13 protein-coding genes are annotated in these 17,253 nt (G+C 39.4%); 7 read left to right on the top strand and 6 right to left on the bottom strand.

What is annotated here, in order from left to right; translation table 11 throughout:
- Positions 1–10: 10 nt before the first annotated feature.
- From GXP67_RS00795 to GXP67_RS00785, 3 genes are all read right to left on the bottom strand, one after another.
- On the bottom strand, positions 11–913 hold the full coding sequence (locus GXP67_RS00795; RefSeq protein ID WP_162441399.1) for a hypothetical protein: 903 nt from the start codon (positions 911–913) through the stop codon (positions 11–13).
- A gap of 465 nt (positions 914–1,378) precedes the next feature.
- Positions 1,379–2,500, bottom strand: coding sequence for a fatty acid desaturase family protein (locus GXP67_RS00790; RefSeq protein WP_162441398.1), 1,122 nt, complete (start codon positions 2,498–2,500; stop codon positions 1,379–1,381).
- A gap of 16 nt (positions 2,501–2,516) precedes the next feature.
- Positions 2,517–2,798 (bottom strand): RNA polymerase sigma factor, encoded by a 282-nt coding sequence (locus tag GXP67_RS00785; protein ID WP_162441397.1) that lies wholly within the window; start codon positions 2,796–2,798, stop codon positions 2,517–2,519.
- 850 nt (positions 2,799–3,648) lie between these two features.
- On the opposite strand from GXP67_RS00785, the gene GXP67_RS00780 reads away from it, so the two are divergent.
- Positions 3,649–6,888: a chemotaxis protein CheB gene (locus GXP67_RS00780; protein ID WP_162441396.1), complete on the top strand. Its 3,240-nt coding sequence runs from the start codon at positions 3,649–3,651 to the stop codon at positions 6,886–6,888.
- Positions 6,889–7,021: 133 nt separating this feature from the next.
- On the opposite strand, the gene GXP67_RS00775 is transcribed toward GXP67_RS00780, so the two are convergent.
- Positions 7,022–7,555, bottom strand: a complete 534-nt coding sequence (locus GXP67_RS00775; RefSeq protein WP_162441395.1) for a sensor histidine kinase — start codon at positions 7,553–7,555, stop codon at positions 7,022–7,024.
- A gap of 110 nt (positions 7,556–7,665) precedes the next feature.
- On the opposite strand from GXP67_RS00775, the gene GXP67_RS36850 reads away from it, so the two are divergent.
- Together GXP67_RS36850 and GXP67_RS36845 are read left to right on the top strand one after the other, a co-directional pair.
- The gene (locus GXP67_RS36850; protein WP_197901598.1) at positions 7,666–8,112 is read left to right on the top strand and encodes a helix-turn-helix domain-containing protein; all 447 of its coding nucleotides are present in this window, start codon (positions 7,666–7,668) and stop codon (positions 8,110–8,112) included.
- A 5-nt stretch (positions 8,113–8,117) separates the two neighbouring features.
- On the top strand, positions 8,118–8,774 hold the full coding sequence (locus tag GXP67_RS36845; protein ID WP_197901712.1) for an IS630 family transposase: 657 nt from the start codon (positions 8,118–8,120) through the stop codon (positions 8,772–8,774).
- Between the two features lie 3 nt (positions 8,775–8,777).
- On the opposite strand, the gene GXP67_RS00765 is transcribed toward GXP67_RS36845, so the two are convergent.
- Complete coding sequence (locus GXP67_RS00765; protein WP_162441394.1) at positions 8,778–9,473, bottom strand: GAF domain-containing protein; 696 nt, start codon at positions 9,471–9,473, stop codon at positions 8,778–8,780.
- A gap of 222 nt (positions 9,474–9,695) precedes the next feature.
- Positions 9,696–10,937 carry a PAS domain-containing sensor histidine kinase gene (locus GXP67_RS00760; RefSeq protein ID WP_162441393.1) on the bottom strand — a complete coding sequence of 414 codons (1,242 nt, stop codon included), beginning with the start codon at positions 10,935–10,937 and terminating at the stop codon, positions 9,696–9,698.
- Between the two features lie 435 nt (positions 10,938–11,372).
- Here GXP67_RS00760 and GXP67_RS00755 point away from each other — a divergent pair, with 435 nt between their 5' ends.
- From GXP67_RS00755 to GXP67_RS00740, 4 genes are all read left to right on the top strand, one after another.
- Positions 11,373–14,564, top strand: coding sequence for a PAS domain-containing protein (locus tag GXP67_RS00755; protein ID WP_162441392.1), 3,192 nt, complete (start codon positions 11,373–11,375; stop codon positions 14,562–14,564).
- 42 nt (positions 14,565–14,606) lie between these two features.
- Entirely contained in the window at positions 14,607–15,026 is a 420-nt protein-coding gene (locus GXP67_RS00750; protein WP_162441391.1) for a response regulator, read from the top strand.
- A 1,126-nt stretch (positions 15,027–16,152) separates the two neighbouring features.
- A complete protein-coding gene (locus tag GXP67_RS00745) occupies positions 16,153–16,521 on the top strand; it encodes a hypothetical protein (protein WP_162441390.1) in 369 nt (122 codons plus the stop codon).
- Positions 16,522–16,737: 216 nt separating this feature from the next.
- The gene (locus GXP67_RS00740; protein WP_162441389.1) at positions 16,738–17,235 is read left to right on the top strand and encodes a hypothetical protein; all 498 of its coding nucleotides are present in this window, start codon (positions 16,738–16,740) and stop codon (positions 17,233–17,235) included.
- Positions 17,236–17,253: the final 18 nt, after the last annotated feature.

Genomic DNA, 17,253 nt, shown 5'->3' with positions numbered 1-17,253 from the left:
GATTCCTATTTTAAATATGTTTTTTGTATAAGTTTAACTGCTGTATTTCATCTGCATGCCCCTCGCGGTTTGTGGTCGTTACAGAGTTACTTGTAGTTAAAGGCTGGCCATCTATAGCTAGTAGAGGTATGGTTAATGGGGTAGCAGCCAATTGCTCATTAACCAAATTAGTCGCATACGTGTAAGGTAAAAGCGCTTGCAGGTTTGGAACTATAGCTATCATATCTGCTCCAATATTTTCTACAAAACGGGAAATTCCTTCTGACAGATTTTCATGCTCAAGGGTATGAAAGGAAGTATGTGGGTAAGGAAACGATAAATACATTTCTTTCATACTCTCTAAAAATTGGTTTCCATCCATAAGAGTATCTTCTTTAGTAACTTGCAGGAAAATGATTTCTGCTTGAAAAGGCATAGCCAAGTCTATAATAACAGAAAACCGGTGATCTATATTCATTTCCCGATTCATCACCACAAGGATTTTCTTTAGAGGTTTGAAACTAACTTCTTGTGGTATAAACAAAGCTGGGCACTGTGCTTTTTTAACCAGGTTGACCATAGACTCTGAATGCATATCAAATAGCCCAAAATCCTTTTCTACTCCTACTACCATTAGTTCTGCCTTTAGGGTACGGGCTTTCTCTGCAAGCGAATATACGGTTTGTACCTGCCTGGTTGGGTCATAATAAACTTCCAGATAGGAATCTTTAAAAGGGCCCATTCTTTCAACGCTTGTATCTGGCAAAGGCTGAATTAGCGGGAAGATTCGTTGATTATTTCGAAACAGATTGTCCATTAAAGGCTTTTCTTCAGATACCAGCTCTGCTTGCGCTGCCTCAGAAAGCAACGTTGCATACGCAAAGGCATTACCAGCGATGGAGGTATTATTAGTAGGACAAAGAATAGTTTTCATAAATATAGATTTTAAGATAGAAAAGGAAATATTTACTAGAGTGAATCTGGTAATGATTCATAGACACAGGAAATTGTCAAGTCCCTCTATTTCAAAAATCTAGTGTATATTAAATTAAGTGACAGGACAAAGATGGGTATAAGCAAGCCGGAAAGTATTACATATATGTGGATAATGTTTACACATATCACATATTTCCAGATTACTCTTATGCTTTAGCTGCTTGAATTTTGACTTTATACATCTATTTGAACATACCAGTCAATGATGATTTTATTGTTTATATTAAGAATAATTGCCTTCGTCGGGGATTTTCCAGTTTCTTTGTTTTGGCATTACTCCAATCATTTTGAAATGGTATCGAACAAGCTTCACTAATAGTAACTACAAAAATATGTACAGCTTCATTTGGTGGATTATCTATCCACTTGACATTGTTCTTTCTGGCTAAGTATTGGAGAATGCTTATACCAAGGCCTCATTGATATTGGGTAATCTTCCCAAATGGTGCAAAGTAGTTAAATGAGAGCGCAAGGCCTGATAAAATGTTTTATTCTCTAAGTAATTAATATTGTATTCCTCAGCCGTGTGTTTAACGATTTTGGCAATCTGTGGATAATGTACATGACAAATTTTGGGAAAAAGATGATGTTCGATCTGAAAATTCAATCCTCCTACATACCAGGATATCCATTTACTTTCCCGTGAAAAATTTACTGTCGTATTGAGTTGATGAATGGCCCATTCATTTTCAATAGTGCCTTTTTCATCCGGAAGGGGATGGCTGGTTCCTTCCACCGTATGAGCGAGCTGGAATACAGTAGTTAAAATGATCCCTCCCACAAAGTGCATAAGCAAGAATCCAGTGAGGATCTGATAAAAAGGGATTCCCCAAAAAAGGGTAGGGGCTATTAGCATACAAAAAAAGTATACCAGTTTAATGGCTAGAATCTTAGTGAAGATTAATATATTTTCCCCAGGGCTATGTGAGTTCAAACCGCTTTTTATATATTTGAAAAACTGGATAAAGTCTTTTAAAGATACCCAGTAGAGGGTAAGTATTCCATAAAACATAAAGGCATAGATCCACTGCAGGCGGTGATAAAATTTAACCTTTGTATGGGGTGAAAAACGTAAAACCAGTCTGTCCTCAATATCCTCATCCATCCCAACAATATTCGTATAGGTGTGATGAAGTATATTGTGCTGCAATTTCCAGTTGAAAACTGAACCACCCACTAGATTTAAGCTATATCCAATTACGGAGTTCACCCATTTTATCGCTGAAAAAGCACTATGATTCGCATCATGCATGACACTCATGCCAATTCCTGCTAAACCTAATCCCATTACTAGCCAGAAAACTAAACCCATCAAAAATGGCGGCTGTAAAAGCAGTATACACAGAAAGGGGGTTACATAAAGAGCTAATAAGATAATGGATTTGACTATCATTTTCTTATTGGCGTGTATTGACACATTCTTTTCTTTAAAATAAAAATCTACACGTTTTTTTAGTGTACTAAAAAACAATGATTTACTAGCAGCACTAAATTTTACATGCCTCTTCGGTTTTATTTTCAACATATTCTAAAATTATTATTTAATCATTTACTTGCAAATGGGCCATTTTGTTTGCCTCTTGTTTAACAATTGAGATGAGCCATACGCCAAAGCTAATTTGAGAGGGAGTATAGGTATCGATGTTTTTCCAGATGAATACAAAAGAATTTTCTAATACCTGTTGTGCCAGTTTATCATCACTAGTGATATGTAAACTTAGTTTATATAAGGCTACACTATACGTGTCATATAATCGATCAAACCCTTCTTTCTCTTTATTTTTTATTAATGAGATTATCTCTTGTTGAGCTAAGCAGGACATAGGCCGGGTACATAAAAAGTGTGTTATATCGGCTTATTCCATTTTCTCTGTAAAATTTACAATAGCCCAAATAGATTAATTGATTATCTATTTTTTGGAAAACGTACCAGCACCATCCATTAAGTAAAGTTTCTGTTAAAAATTTGTTTTAATCCATATCATATTATCAATAGCTCTAAAGAAGCTTTCACCTTATTAATTTCTGGATGGAGTAGTACTTGGTTTTCTCTCTAAAACTTTCTCCCAGGTAAATAAATTAATTTATAAAAATTGATGCTAGACACTTTGGGCTTAAATACTTGGTTATTATCTATAATAATTTATTATGTAAACTACTTAATGTTACAATAGCTAATTTACAGATAATGCCTAAAAGCAATACTCTTATAACGTTATGATTTTCAAATTGTTTACGTATAAATACTGATTTAATTCAATTCAGTATTTATACGTAAACCTTATTATATTTTTTCCCGTTTTTGCATTACTGTGTTGAAGCGAAAGGTCACTTACATTTTTTCTGCCTCATAGCTCGTATTACCTCTTCCATGGCTTGTTAAATATTAATAGTAGTTATTTGTATTAAACCCAAGTATATACTTTATTTCCAAATGTAGGCTATTAATAAGCATTGTAGCACCATTCAAGCGAACAGGATTTGTTTTAGATTAATCTTGCTTTATAAGCTTACATTTTTAAATTAGCAAATGGTCAAGTGTTAGAAGCATATTTACTATCTAAACTTCTGCATTTATAAGGAATAGATTCTTGCCTTTAGGATTCATCGTTACTTAAATCTTACCAGCTCCTTAGCTTTTAATCTCGTATAATTTTCCTAAAATGAAACAAGATGACACATACTCCCCAACATATTATTGCTATTGGCGCTTCAGCAGGAGGTATTGAAGCCATCTATACTTTTTTTGACCATACGCCCCTTGATAAAGCTTCTTATATCATTATTCAGCATTTATCCCCCGATCATCAAAGTAGGCTGGCTCAATTACTTGAAAAGCATAGCAAGCTCGATATTGACCTGGCAGAAAATGGAATGGTAGTGGAACCTAATAAAATATATGTGATCCCTAATAAGCAGTTTATGACTCTGCAAAAGGGGACGCTGTACTTAACTAGCAAAGCAGGAAAAAAAGGACCCCATCACACCATAAATACTTTCTTTCATTCCCTGGCTAAAGATCAGGGCGGGAAAGCCGTAGGTATCATTCTCTCAGGTATGGGAAGTGATGGCAGCGAAGGAATTAAAGCCATAAAAAAAGCCGGAGGATTAGTCATTGTGCAAGATCCGGTAACTGCTAGCTACGATTCCATGCCTCAACATGCCTTAGCCACAGGAGTAGCCGATTGGGTACTGGCACCAGAAGAGATGCCCATGCAAATCCAGGTTTATGTGCATCAATTGCAGCAACATACTCCTGTAAATCCGCCTGCCTCTTCCAGTGAGCTGGAAGAAAAAGAAGAATCTACTCTGGTGGCTATTTTAGATCTGCTCAAGAGCAAATTACCGATGGATTTTTCTGACTATAAAAGGGCTACCATTTTTAGAAGGATACGTAAACGAATGGCCCATCATGGGGTAAATGATTCCAGGGCGTATCTGCAAATGCTTTCAACCCATCCCATAGAACTACAGGCACTCGCTCAGGATTTTTTAATTAGTGTGACCTCCTTTTTCAGAGACCGGGAAGCCTTTGATCTGATTGAGCGGGATGTAATTCCCCAAATTATGAATGCAGGGGAGGCGGTGAAAATCTGGGTAGCTGGCTGTGCGACAGGCGAAGAGGCCTATTCCCTGGCTATACTGGTGCAGGAATATGTAGAGAAAACTAATAGGCAAATTGATGTTAAAATTTTTGCTACCGATTTAGATAAACTTGCCCTGGCCATAGCTTCCAAAGGGATCTATCCGGAAAGCATTGCCGGTAGCATGCTCAAGGAAAGGCTGGACCGGTATTTTATTTACCAGAATCAAAGCTACCGCATTAAACCGGAACTTCGAAAAATGCTCATTTTTGCCCCCCATAATTTGGGAAAAAATCCGCCTTATGCCAATATGGATCTTATCTCCTGCCGTAATCTGCTCATTTATATGAACAAAGATTTACAGGAGAAGATATTTTCTATGCTGCATTTTGGCCTTAAAAAAGGAGGATTTTTATTTTTAGGAGCCAGCGAAAATACTACGTTCCTCCACACGCATATGGAGGAAATCAGCCGCAAGTGGAAAATTTACAAAAAAAAGGCACATATACCTCTTCGCCTGGATACTTTCTCTTTACCCATCTATGAGGATGGTAAATCTGTATCCTTGCCTTCCTCTAAACAAGCGGAGGCAACTACCCAAAAACCTCCATTAGGGGAAGTCTTGAGTGAAATAGTGATAACTGAATATGGAGGAGCCGGTGTATGCGTGGATGAGAATCTGCAAGTAGTAGATTCCTTTGGAGAATTAACTACATACCTATTACCCAAAGTATTTAATTTTAATCTCTTAGATCTGTTGCCAGAACCGCTTGCCCTGCCAGTTAGAGCTGCCCTTCAGCGGGCATTAAAATCCGGGCAAGGGGTAGGCATTAAAAGTACACACGTAGGAGATTCACAGGAAGGGAGGGCAGTAGAGGTGTTAGTAAAACCCTTTACAGATCGTCGTCTTGAGAAGAGGTTCCTGCTGGTTCTGTTTCGGGAGACCTCTACAGGAAGTGATGCTGGCAAAGAACGTGGAGAGAAGTGGATGGATACTTCTTTGCAGACACGTGAATATGTGGAGAGCCTCGAAGAGGAACTCAGACAGACAAAGGAGAAACTGCATGACACCCAGGAAAAACTTGTGGCTATGGGGGAGAATATGCTTTCTTTTAATGAAGAATTATTGTCAGCCAATGAGGAGATGCAGAGTGCCAACGAGGAAATGCAAAGCTCCAATGAGGAATTGCAATCAGTCAATGAAGAATTGCAAAACGTCAACAGTGAATACCAGGGAAAAATTAAGGAACTCACTGAGTTAAATGATGACTTGAATAATTACTTTCGAAGCAATGTGAATGGGCAGGTTTTTGTAGATAGGGAGCTGAAGTTGAAAAAATTTTCTCCTTCAGTGGTCGAGCTGATCAATTTACAGGAAAGAGATATTGGCAGGCCACTAGATCATATCACCACCAATATTAAATTTGAAACCTTCCGGGAGGATATGACAAAGGTGATAGCAGAAGGAGGTATCATTGTTAAGGAAGTGCAATCCGCTCATAAATGCTACCAAGTGATGGCCATGCCCTATATCCGGCAAAGCGATAATAGAATTGATGGAGCCATCCTTACCTTTTATGAGATCACAGAACTTAAACGTCTACAAGGGGAACTCCAGGAGCGCAATACGAGCCTGCTTCGGATCAATGACGATTTAGATACATTCGTTTTTACCGCTTCTCATGACCTGTTAAATCTCATTGCCCATATTCAAGGCTTAATCGAGCTTCTTCATATTACTAATAATAGTGTTAATCCGGATACTAGTGTTAACCCGCAGGCCGAAGAATTTTACCGGATGATTGATACGGCCATTACAAAATTTAAGGCGCTCATCAGGGAGTTATCAGGGATTGGAAAAATAGAGAGTGAGCGGTTAAGGGAAGGAGAAGATGTGTATTTTGAAGAGCTAATAGAGGATATTAAGCTCAGCATTGCAACTCTATTAGAGGCCACCCATACACAGATCGAGGTTGCATTTGAAGTACCCTCTATCCACTTCTCAAAAAAAAACTTACGCAGTATGCTCTACAATCTGATCAGCAATGCCATTAAATATAAATCTTCAGAGCGCGACCCTCACATTGTGATCCACACCAAAGCTCTCCCAGGTTTTCTTCTGTTACGCGTGGAAGATAATGGGATGGGAATAGAGCAAAGCAAAGTTGCTTCGATCTTTACGCTCTATCATCGCCTGAGTGAGCAAATAGAAGGGCAAGGCATTGGACTGTATCTGACACAAAAAATTATCCATGCAGCAGGAGGTCACATTGAGGTGGAAAGCAAAGTGGGAAAAGGTACGACCTTTAGGTTGTTTTTTAAGCTGTAGCTTGGCAAATCCTTGTCTTGCTCAGAAAAAGATTACCATATCGGAAAGCTTCACATTGTTTGTCCAAGCCTGGAATTTGACTATGTAACCAATAAAAGATAGTAAAGAGCTCCTGTAAAAACAGTTGTTGCCTTTACTTTTTGAAATACACACTAAAAGTAGATCCTTCACCTACTTTGCTGTCTACCTCTATTCTGCCCCCTGCATTCTCCAGGATTTTTTTGACCATATATAAACCAATACCAATGCCTTCTACATGCGTATGTAAACGGGTAAACATGGCAAAAATCTTGTTTTTCTTTGTTAGGTCTATGCCTAATCCATTGTCTTTTATAGAAAGCACTACGTATTCGGGAGTCTGATGACAAGAAACCTGAATATGAGCGGGCCCATTTAACGCCCGGTACTTGATGGCATTAGAGAGCAGATTATAGATAACACTTTTAAGGTTCTTTTTTGAAAAACTAATCTGGGGACACTCCTTCATATCAACTGCAAGTTGAACGCCTGTTTCCTCCATTTCCCTTCTCATATCCAGTAGAACTTCTTCAATCGTATCCGATATATTTACCATTCCACCGGACTGTGCATTTTCTTTACCAATTTTTGAGATTTGAGTAAGATCAGCAATTGTTCCCTTAAAGCGGCCGATGGAGGTATGGATCATCTCTAAAATTCCCAGAGTAGTTTCATCCTGCCACCTTTCTTTAGCGAGTTTGCTAGTAGTGCATAAAGTTTAAGTTGTCTTGTTGTTTGTGTATCTTGGTCAGAAAAGCCATGACTCTTTATCGACTTACCCTCAGCCAGCAAGAAAGAGATACATTAACCGATTGGCTCAGTAAAGGCAGCCGAAAGGCTAAAGATATTCAGAAAGCCTATGTACTGTTGGCAAGCGATGAGACTACGGGCAGGGAAAGTGAAACAGAGTTAGCTGCTCATTATAAGCTATCTACTAAAAGTGTAGAAAGAATCAGAAAGGCATTCTGTGAGCAAGGTATGGCTATGTTTGACAAGAAGCAGAGAAAAACCAGGAGTGATAAAAAGATAGATGGGAAGGTAGAAGCGCATCTACTGGCTTTAGTCTGCAGTGAGCCGCCACAAGGTCAGTCAAAGTGGAAACTGCAGATGCTGGCAGACAAATTAGTGGAATTGCAGGTGATTGACTCAATTTCTCATACGAGTGTGGCAGGGATATTAAAAAAAATGAGATTAAGCCTTGGCTAAGGCCCATGTGGGTGATTCCACCCAAACAAAACGCAGGCTTTGTGTATGGAATGGAAAAAGTGATCTCAGTCTATGAAAGATTATTCAATGAAAAGCAGCCGGTTGTCACTTTAGATGAATCACCCAAACAACTCATCGAAAGTAAACACTTTATTGGCAGGGATGGGAAGAAGTATCAGGACAGTATTTATACAAGACAGGGTGTAAGGGATATTTACATGGTCTTTGAGCCTTTAGCCGGTAAGCGGTTTTGTTTTGTGGAAGAAAATCACAACCGCTTTACCTGGGTAAAGATTGTCAGTCACCTGCTGGATACTACTTATAAGGAATGTGAGAAGATTACTTTAGTAGAGGATAACTTGTCAGCTCATAAGCCAAGTGCTTTTTACGAAGTCTATGAGCCTGAAAAAGCAAAAGCCTATCTAGACAGGGTAGAGTTTGTTTTTACACCTGCTCATGGCAGCTGGCTGAATATGGCAGAAATAGAGTTATCTGTACTGCAAAGGGATTGCCTTGACAGGCATATAGCTACCCAAGCAGAATTAACAAGAGAGGTAAAAGCCTGGCAGGAAAACAGAAATGCAAAAGCAGTGAAAGCTAATTGGCATTTCGCCAATCAAGATGCCAGAGTTAAACTCAAAAAACTCTACCCGACTATTTAAAATTTATGTACTACTAGTAAGCACCTTGATTAAGCCCTCGATATTGGTTATGGGTGCTTTCAGATCATGAGAAGCCGTATAAATAAAGTTTTCTAAGTCATCATTCATGCGTTGTAACTGCTCCATTTTTTGAGCAAGTGCTTCTTCACTTTTCGAAAGAGCCCTGGTGCGCCGGGCAACCCGTTGCTCAAGTTCCTGATTGGCTTGCGCTAACCACCGCTCATGCTGTTCCCGCTCTAATTCCAGTTCAGCCCGTTTTGCTACAATACCAAGCAAAGACTCTATTTTGCTAAGGGTTTCCAAAGGCCTGCTATGCATGAGATAGATTAACCCAAGAACGTTTCCATACGAATCAAACAAGGGCGTACCTACATAACTATCCACCCCGAAGTGTTTTAAAGCTTTATTCTGTGGAAACAGTTCCTGTACATGGCTGGGATAGGCACAAAAATTAGGCTTGACCACTTCTTCACACAAAGACCCAACTAGCGGGTACTCTATATTGTCTACAATCCTATCAATAGCATAAAAAGCAACCGAACGTACCTGTTTTTTCTCATGGGTTAATTCTCCGATGAAAACGTAATCTACCCCCAAGGCCTTGGCCAGATACGCTGCCAGGGACTTAAAAAACTTATCTCCAATGGCCATAGAGGCAAACCCTTGGGCCAGCTCTTGTAAGGCATCTTCTTCATGCATGAATTTTTAAGTATAGATAGTTATAAATGGGCTATCCATTCTTAAAGGACACCTATGCTTTAAACGGATGTTGTTATACAAGGATGCTTGTATCAAGGGGTATTTAGTAATATTTTTATACAGAAAGAAACACCTTAAATAGGGTAATTTATTTCAAAAGATCAAATAAATTAATGAGGATTCGTAAATCAAGTTACTATTGAGAAAGCAGGTAGAGGGGATTTACACCAATTCTATATAAAAAGAAGTACCTATATTTTCTTTACTTTCGAGCCAGATATTTCCTTTATGTAATTCTACGATTTGCTTGACAATATACAATCCTAACCCGGTCGTGGCTTCTCCTTCGGTTCCCCGTCTTTTCGCTTTAGTAAACTTTTGGAACACATTACTTTGTATAGAATCAGGTATTCCAATGCCGGTATCACTTACTTGCAAGAGCACTCTTTGAGATTCTTTTTTAGAGCGTACGGTTACCTGTCCACCATTGGATGTAAATTTAATAGCATTCGAAAGTAGATTTTCTATTACTCTTGTAAATTTATCCCTATTAATTTGCGCATACACTGGCTCTGAAGAAAAATCTATATGAATACCTATTCCTTTTTCTTTAGCAGCTAATTGAAATGGTCTAAGCAGGGGTTCGATAAAGCTTTTCATTTCAATATTTTCTTTTTCTAATGGCTGCTTGCCTAATTCTATTTCTCCTATCAGTAACAAATCCTTAATAATCGAATAGGCTTTCTCACAGCTAGTCTCTATCATCTCAAGATGAGTCAGACTTCGAAATTTCTTTTGTTCATCTATCTCTTGGAAAGCATCCATATCCTTTTTTAAAAAGCTACTTAAGGTTTTGATGATGTGAATGGGATTTTTTAAATCATGGGCAACTGTATGGATGAGAATTTCCTGGGATTCATATAACTTTTTGAGCTTTACTTCTACCAATTTTCGCTCCGAGATATCTTCTAGAATCGTATAGCCTAAGGTATGCTCACCTTCGGTAAATAAAATGGAAGTGACTCTACAAGGGAAGGAAGAACTATCTTTTCTTATTAAACAGGTTTCTATCCCAAAAGAAGAGATCTTTTCTTTCCATAGACGTTGTTGTAATTCCCTCCAGGGCTTGACATGATTAGGATGGACATATTCTAAGACTCTTGTGCCCACTAAATCTTCGGCATTATAGCCTAACATGGTTTGCAATGCCTGATTAACTTTAATAATTCGCAAATCATCTGCAATGATTTTGTTTCCTAAAATGGATTGCTCAAAGATGGTTTGGAAACGCGCTGCACTTTCTTTATAGCCCTCTTCAAAAGCAAGACGTTCTTCAAACCTTTTACTAGCAAGTTGTTGAAAGGAACGTAAATGAGAGATTTCTTCCTGTAAGGTTTTATTTTCTGCTTCTAGTTGAGCAAGTCTTGAAAGTAGAGATTGTTGGTTGCCATCCTGGCTATTCATGGTCGGTCGGTTTAAAAATGCACACAGCTCTTAATATACTACTTCATTTCTACTTTACTATATCAATAAAGAAATGTTTAGGCTAATAAGTTCAAAGTCATATGCTTTTGAGGGAAGTGTATGAGGATGAAAGAGCCTGACTGATAGAGAAAAATGCCTGTATTTTCATGGTATGGTCTCTTCTGGTACTTCACCAAATGCGCCTCTTTTATCGAACGTGTAAACAAAAATATTGCTTCTTTTTACTCGTTCGCCTACTTAACATTGCAGGCGTGTTTTACGTTACTTTCCTATACTCACCCCTTTTTCTATGCATCATCCTTGAAAGGTTTCTACCTATAGAAAATTGCAAGTCTATCTCCTTTGCCAACTGTTTTGGCTATGGAAGCTTTTTATGGAAAAGAATCTATTTTTTAAACCAATACGCACCCACGCATGAAATCCAATCATAGGCTCACTCCAGAGATGCTTACCCTTTTCGAAACCCTACCTGACCTGTATCTGATTCTCTCCCCTACGCTAATAATTCTCACCGCTAGCCATGCGTACCTGGAAGCTACCCTTACTAAGCGGGAAAAGATTGTAGGCAAGTATATTTTTGAGGTTTTTCCTGATAATCCCGATGCTCCTGAGGCGAAAGGGGTTACAAATCTGCAAGCTTCTTTCAGGGAAGTGCTCTCTAGTCGAAAGGCGCATCAGATGGCCATTCAGCATTATGATGTGCCCCATCCCACCCAGCCAGCTAGCTTTGTAGAGCGTTACTGGGCACCCTTAAATACCCCTGTGCTTGATGAGGAGGGAGAGGTAAGCTATATCATTCATAAGGTGGTCAATGTTACAGAGCTAGTCATGGCTCAGCAGAAAGTGGAACAGGGCGAGAGGCGGATTGAAGGACTCACTGAGCAGCTGCTTGCACTTAATTCAGAGTTGGTGAAGGCCCGTGCTCAAGCGGATCTGGAGCGAAGGAAGTTACATAATATCTTGATGCAAGCCCCGGCGATGATTTGTATTTTTGAGGAACCTTCGCATATCTTCATGCTGGTTAATCCCTCTTATCAACGGCTGGTCGGGGAGCGGCCTCTGCTAAGCAAACCCATTCGGGAAGCCATGCCTGAACTGGATGGTCAACCTATCTTTGAGCTACTTGATAGGGTGTATCGCACCGGAGAGAGCTTTTATGCCAATGAGATGAAAGTACAGCTAGACCATGATAACTCAGGTAACTTGGGAGAAAACTATTATAATTTCATTTACCAGGCTCTGCATAACCTGGATGGCGAAATTGAGGGTATTTTAGTATTTGCCTACCAGGTGACAGCGCAAGTCGAAGCCCGTCAGCAGGTAGAGCAAAGTAAGCATGCCTTACAAGAAATTAACTCCGAATTAGAAGCCGCCAATGAGGAAATTAATGCGGCCAATGAGGAATTAAGAGCCTCGAGTGAAGAAGTGCAAACTGCCAATGATGAACTGCTTAATACCCAAAAGCAATTACTTGAGCTCAATGTCAAGCTGGAAACTCATGTCGCGGATCGCACCCGCGATTTACAAGCTGCTTTGCATGAAAATGAGCAACATCAAAAGCAATTACTTACCAAACACGACCTGCTCCAAACAATTCTGGGACAGGTACCTGCCTCGATAGCTACTCTTTCCGGGCCTGAACATCGGTATAGTTTTTTTAATGCCCATTACCAGGCTCATTCCGGGGAACGAGCCAAGGTGGGGCTTACAGTCGCAGAGGTATTCCCTGAAGTAATTGAACAAGGCTTCATTACTATACTTGATGGGGTGTATGCCACTGGGCAGTCATTTAGTGGGATTGAAACTCCTGTCCGCCTCTATAAAACGTCTACTGGTAAGGTAGAGCTACATTTTGTGGATTTTATTTACCAACCGCTCTTTAATGAGGAAGGCCAATCCCAAGGTATTCTGGTTTTTATTGTGGATGTGACTGAGAAAGTTGAGGCCCGTCAGCAGACGGAAGTCATGCAACAGGAACTGCTCGCTGCCGCTGAGCGCCAGAGTAAGGAGCGCGAAACCTTGTATCAGGTATTTGAGCAAACCCCGGCAGCTATCTGCATCCGGCGGGGACCGGCACATCAGTATACTTACGTAAATCCGGCTTACCAAGCCTTGTTTCCGGACCGACCTTTGCTGAGCCACTCTCTGGCCGAGGTAGTACCTGAAACCGTCTCTCAAGGATATTTGTCCTTACTCAACCGGGTGTATGAGACCGGTGAAACCTTTTTTGGTAATGAGTTACCTTTTATCCTTACCTATCCGGATGGAAGGCCCTCTCACGAAAGGTACTTCAATTTTACCTATCAGCCTTACAGGGAAAACGGAGAAATCGTGGGTATATCCACCTTTGCTTACGATGTAACGGAGCAGGTGCTCTCCCGAAGAGAAGCCGACCTGCAGCGGGAGCGGTTGCACACTCTGTTTATGGAGGCACCAGCCCCTATTGTCATTTTAGAAGGTACTGATCTAGTTTTTCAGTTAGTTAATCCGGCCTATCAACATATCTTTCCGGGAAGAGAACTGCTAGGTAAACCATTACTGGAGGCTCTTCCTGAATTGAAGGGAACTGACATCGTTGATATTCTCAGGCGAGTATACCAAACGGGAGAAACCTTTGTGGCAGCAGAAATGCCTCTGATGCTGTCGCGTCACGAGGGACGCCCCTTAGAAGAGATCTACTGGACTTTTACCTATCAGGCCCGCCATGACAGAGAGGGGCAGGTGGATGGTATTATGGTCTTTGCCTATGAGGTCACCCATCAGATAAAAGCTCGTAAGGTGGTGATAGACAGTGAAAGGCAAGCGCAGGCCATGGCTGAGAAACTCGCTGCTGCCAACCAGGAGCTTGCTGCTGCCAATGAAGAAATCAAAGCCAGTAATGAGGAGTTAGCTCAATCCAACCGACAACTCTTGCGTACCAATATAGACTTAGATAACTTTATCTATACGGCATCCCACGATCTGAAAGCGCCTATTTCTAACATAGAGGGGTTGATGCATACCTTACTTCGCACTCTTCCTGCTGAAAGTCTACAGTCTGAGCGTATAAGACGCATTACCACACTCATAGGAGAATCCATAGAACGTTTCAAACGCACCATTACAAGCCTAACGGAAGTAGTTAAACTCCAGAAGGAAAATAATGGTGAAGCCGTGTCAGTGGATCTTTCAGAGGTGATAAGGGAAGTAAGGCTGGACCTTGCACCTCAGCTGGAGGTCGCTCAGGCTCAATTGGCAATAGATGTAGCTGCTTGTCCTTCGGTATACTTTTCAGAGAAGAACCTCCGGTCAGTGATCTATAACTTACTTTCCAATGCCCTCAAGTACCGATCGCCCGACCGGGTGCCGGTGTTAAGCATTCATTGCGCGAGTATAAAAGAGTATGCAGTACTTACCATTGTTGATAATGGCCTAGGCATAGAGAATGGACGCATTGGTCAGCTGTTTACGATGTTTAAACGCTTTCATGACCATGTGGAAGGTTTAGGCATAGGGCTATATATGATCAAAAAAATGGTAGAAAATGCTGGTGGCAAGATCGAAGTAGAAAGTAGGCTTGGGATAGGATCCACCTTTCGGGTCTACTTTCCTCGCCACATAGAGTAAGCCAATATATGATGGAAGTTACTTTTAAAACAAAACGCAGAAATGGAGAAAATTAAATGCATCTTACTGGTAGACGATGATCCGACAACTAATTTTGTGAATGAAACCTTACTTGAGGATTTACAGGTATCAGAGCAAGTGCTTATCGCCTATAATGGTAAAGAAGCGCTGAAACTCATACAAAATGAGTGTGAGTCGGATTTATGTCCGGAGTTAATTCTGCTCGATATTAATATGCCGGTCATGAATGGCTTTGAATTTTTAAAGGCATATCAAAGGTTAGAATTCGCTCATAAACAGTCAGTGGTAATTGTAATGCTGACTACATCACTCAATCCGGGGGATATAAAACAAATCGATGAATTACCGCTTAAAATCAAAGGATTCTTAAATAAACCGCTCACCGAGCAAATGGTCAGAAACCTATTTCAAAAGCATTTTCATAGGGATTTACCTATATGAGACATCTCTTTTAATATATACTGCACTTTATCTTAATCCCGCTTTTCTTGCGGATTAAGTCCCTTAAAATGGTGCAGGGCATTATTACACCTGTGAGAGGCCAGTAGTAAGTGATATTTTCTGATTGACTGTATGATGATTTACAGGATTAGTATAAAGCCTTTTCAAGAATTGATTCATTCTTTGAAGGGCACAATAATTAGAAGTATCTTCAAGGCATTGGAAGATAATGACTTGGTGAGGCCTAATAGAGTTTATTAGCCAGCAGTGCCTAAACTGAAATTTCAATTAAGAATTACACATTTTTAGTCCAAGAATCTGGGAGGACTTTATATATAGCATTTCTAATAGAGAGACTATGTATTTTGTACTTATTTCCCCTGCAAAATCTAAAATGGTCTATGCGAATCTTATGCGCAATGCTCATTGCAGGTTGCTTATGGTCTGCTGTATTAATGATAATAGAGGCTTAACTGAAAAGCAAAAAGGGTACAGATTAGTCTATACCCCATTTATCTGGTTGAATTCAAAGCTGGTTAATGTGGGCCATAAGGTTTCGGATCTAAGATCACGATAAGATCGTGAGGTCCACCTTGGATCCATTATCTTCTTTCTAAGTAGATGTTATCGTATACGTACATCAAATACATATTGTTTACAACGTAAATTAATTCCTTACGTTAGAAAGGGTGTGAGTACTCCATTTGGGAAAATAACGGAAAACTTTTCTCATATAAGTGCTGAAAGTGTGTGATTTTTGGTCACACCCTTTTTTTGCTGCCTCCCCTTATTCTCATTTTCACTAAACTTCATCTTCTAACAGCAGGTGAGCCGTTAGCATATGAAGTAACTTTACCTGCTTATAGTTTTATGGTTGGTTTTCTAACAAGCCTAGCAAAAAAGATATTGGCTATACCGTTAATCCTTGTTTAATTTTTCATTTAATAAGTAGTATGTGACAAATATTCCCTTATATAAATCGTAATGCCAGATAGCAGTTGTCAGGTAGTCCACCAGATCATCAATGAAAAGAACTAATAGAAGGTCTTGATTTGGCTTAGTAAGTTTTCAATATTACTTCTTGGTTTTATCTCATGTCAATTAAAGCTGTTAATTCGCAAGTGATATGGAACTTATCAGTGAGATTATAGGGAGGGATTTAGCAGCGGTTGAAAGAATATTAGGACCAGCTGACAGAAAAGAAATTTATTGTACTCCTCAAGTAGAGCAGAGCCTTAAAGCCTATTTTAATGGTGGGAATATATGGATTGTATTTATCGAAAATGTAGCTGACTGGATAATGTTTACTAATCCCCAAACCACGCTAGTGGAGGAGTTTATTAAAGTACTAGGACTTAATCTTAATAAGCCTTCCTACATCAAGCATCAATTGAAGGTTAAATATTATAACATTCATGGACTTAAAGAAATTGATTTCATTAAAGATGAGGATGACAGTATAACCCATTTGTATATTAAAGCTTTTACTATTTAAAGGATATTTATAATTCCCTCCAGGGCTTCTATGATAATGTCTGAAAGTAGAGGAGAAAAACATAGAGTTTCGCCTATTTGCTAGCTAAGCGTTAAATTGATTCTAAACTTTTCCTACTTAGGCAGTATAACTTGCAAAGGCATATCTTATTAGATACATATATTTATCCAAAATCTACCTGAAAATGCAAATCACTATGTACCTAAACTTACTCCTATGAATGCTAAAGTATTTATTGCCAACGCTGAACGGCTTATGGGTCAAGATACCACCGATATTTTTATCCTAGCCCAAACTAAGCAACTGCTCAAGGATTTCTTTGGAGCTAATAATCACTTTCTGCCCCTGGTAGATCAAGCGCTGCCCAGTCAGTTAAATCAGTTTTACAGGCTTCCATTACCTATGTCAGGCATGTGCATACGTAGCAGTAGAGTTACTACCCAAACTTTTATAAATCAATTTCTAAACCACCACACCATGCAAAAAGTAGTAACGGTATTTATCAAAACTGATGAAAAGACTGCCAGAACAGAATCATATTATAAACATGAGGATATTCAAGATTACCTCAAACGGGAATTTCCTAAAGAAGAGTATTTTGTAAAAGATATTCAAACAGTCGGAATCGCCCCATATTTAGCTGTTACTTATATTCTTGAACAAAAAGAAGAATCCAAATATGGTTATGAAAACAGTGATGCAATTCATTTATAACCTATGCCTATCACTTTT

The sequence above is a fragment of the Rhodocytophaga rosea genome, from assembly GCF_010119975.1.
In the GTDB taxonomy this organism is placed as follows: domain Bacteria; phylum Bacteroidota; class Bacteroidia; order Cytophagales; family 172606-1; genus Rhodocytophaga; species Rhodocytophaga rosea.
Note: the sequence above shows the minus strand (reverse complement) of the source record. Positions and strands in the feature narration are given on the sequence as shown.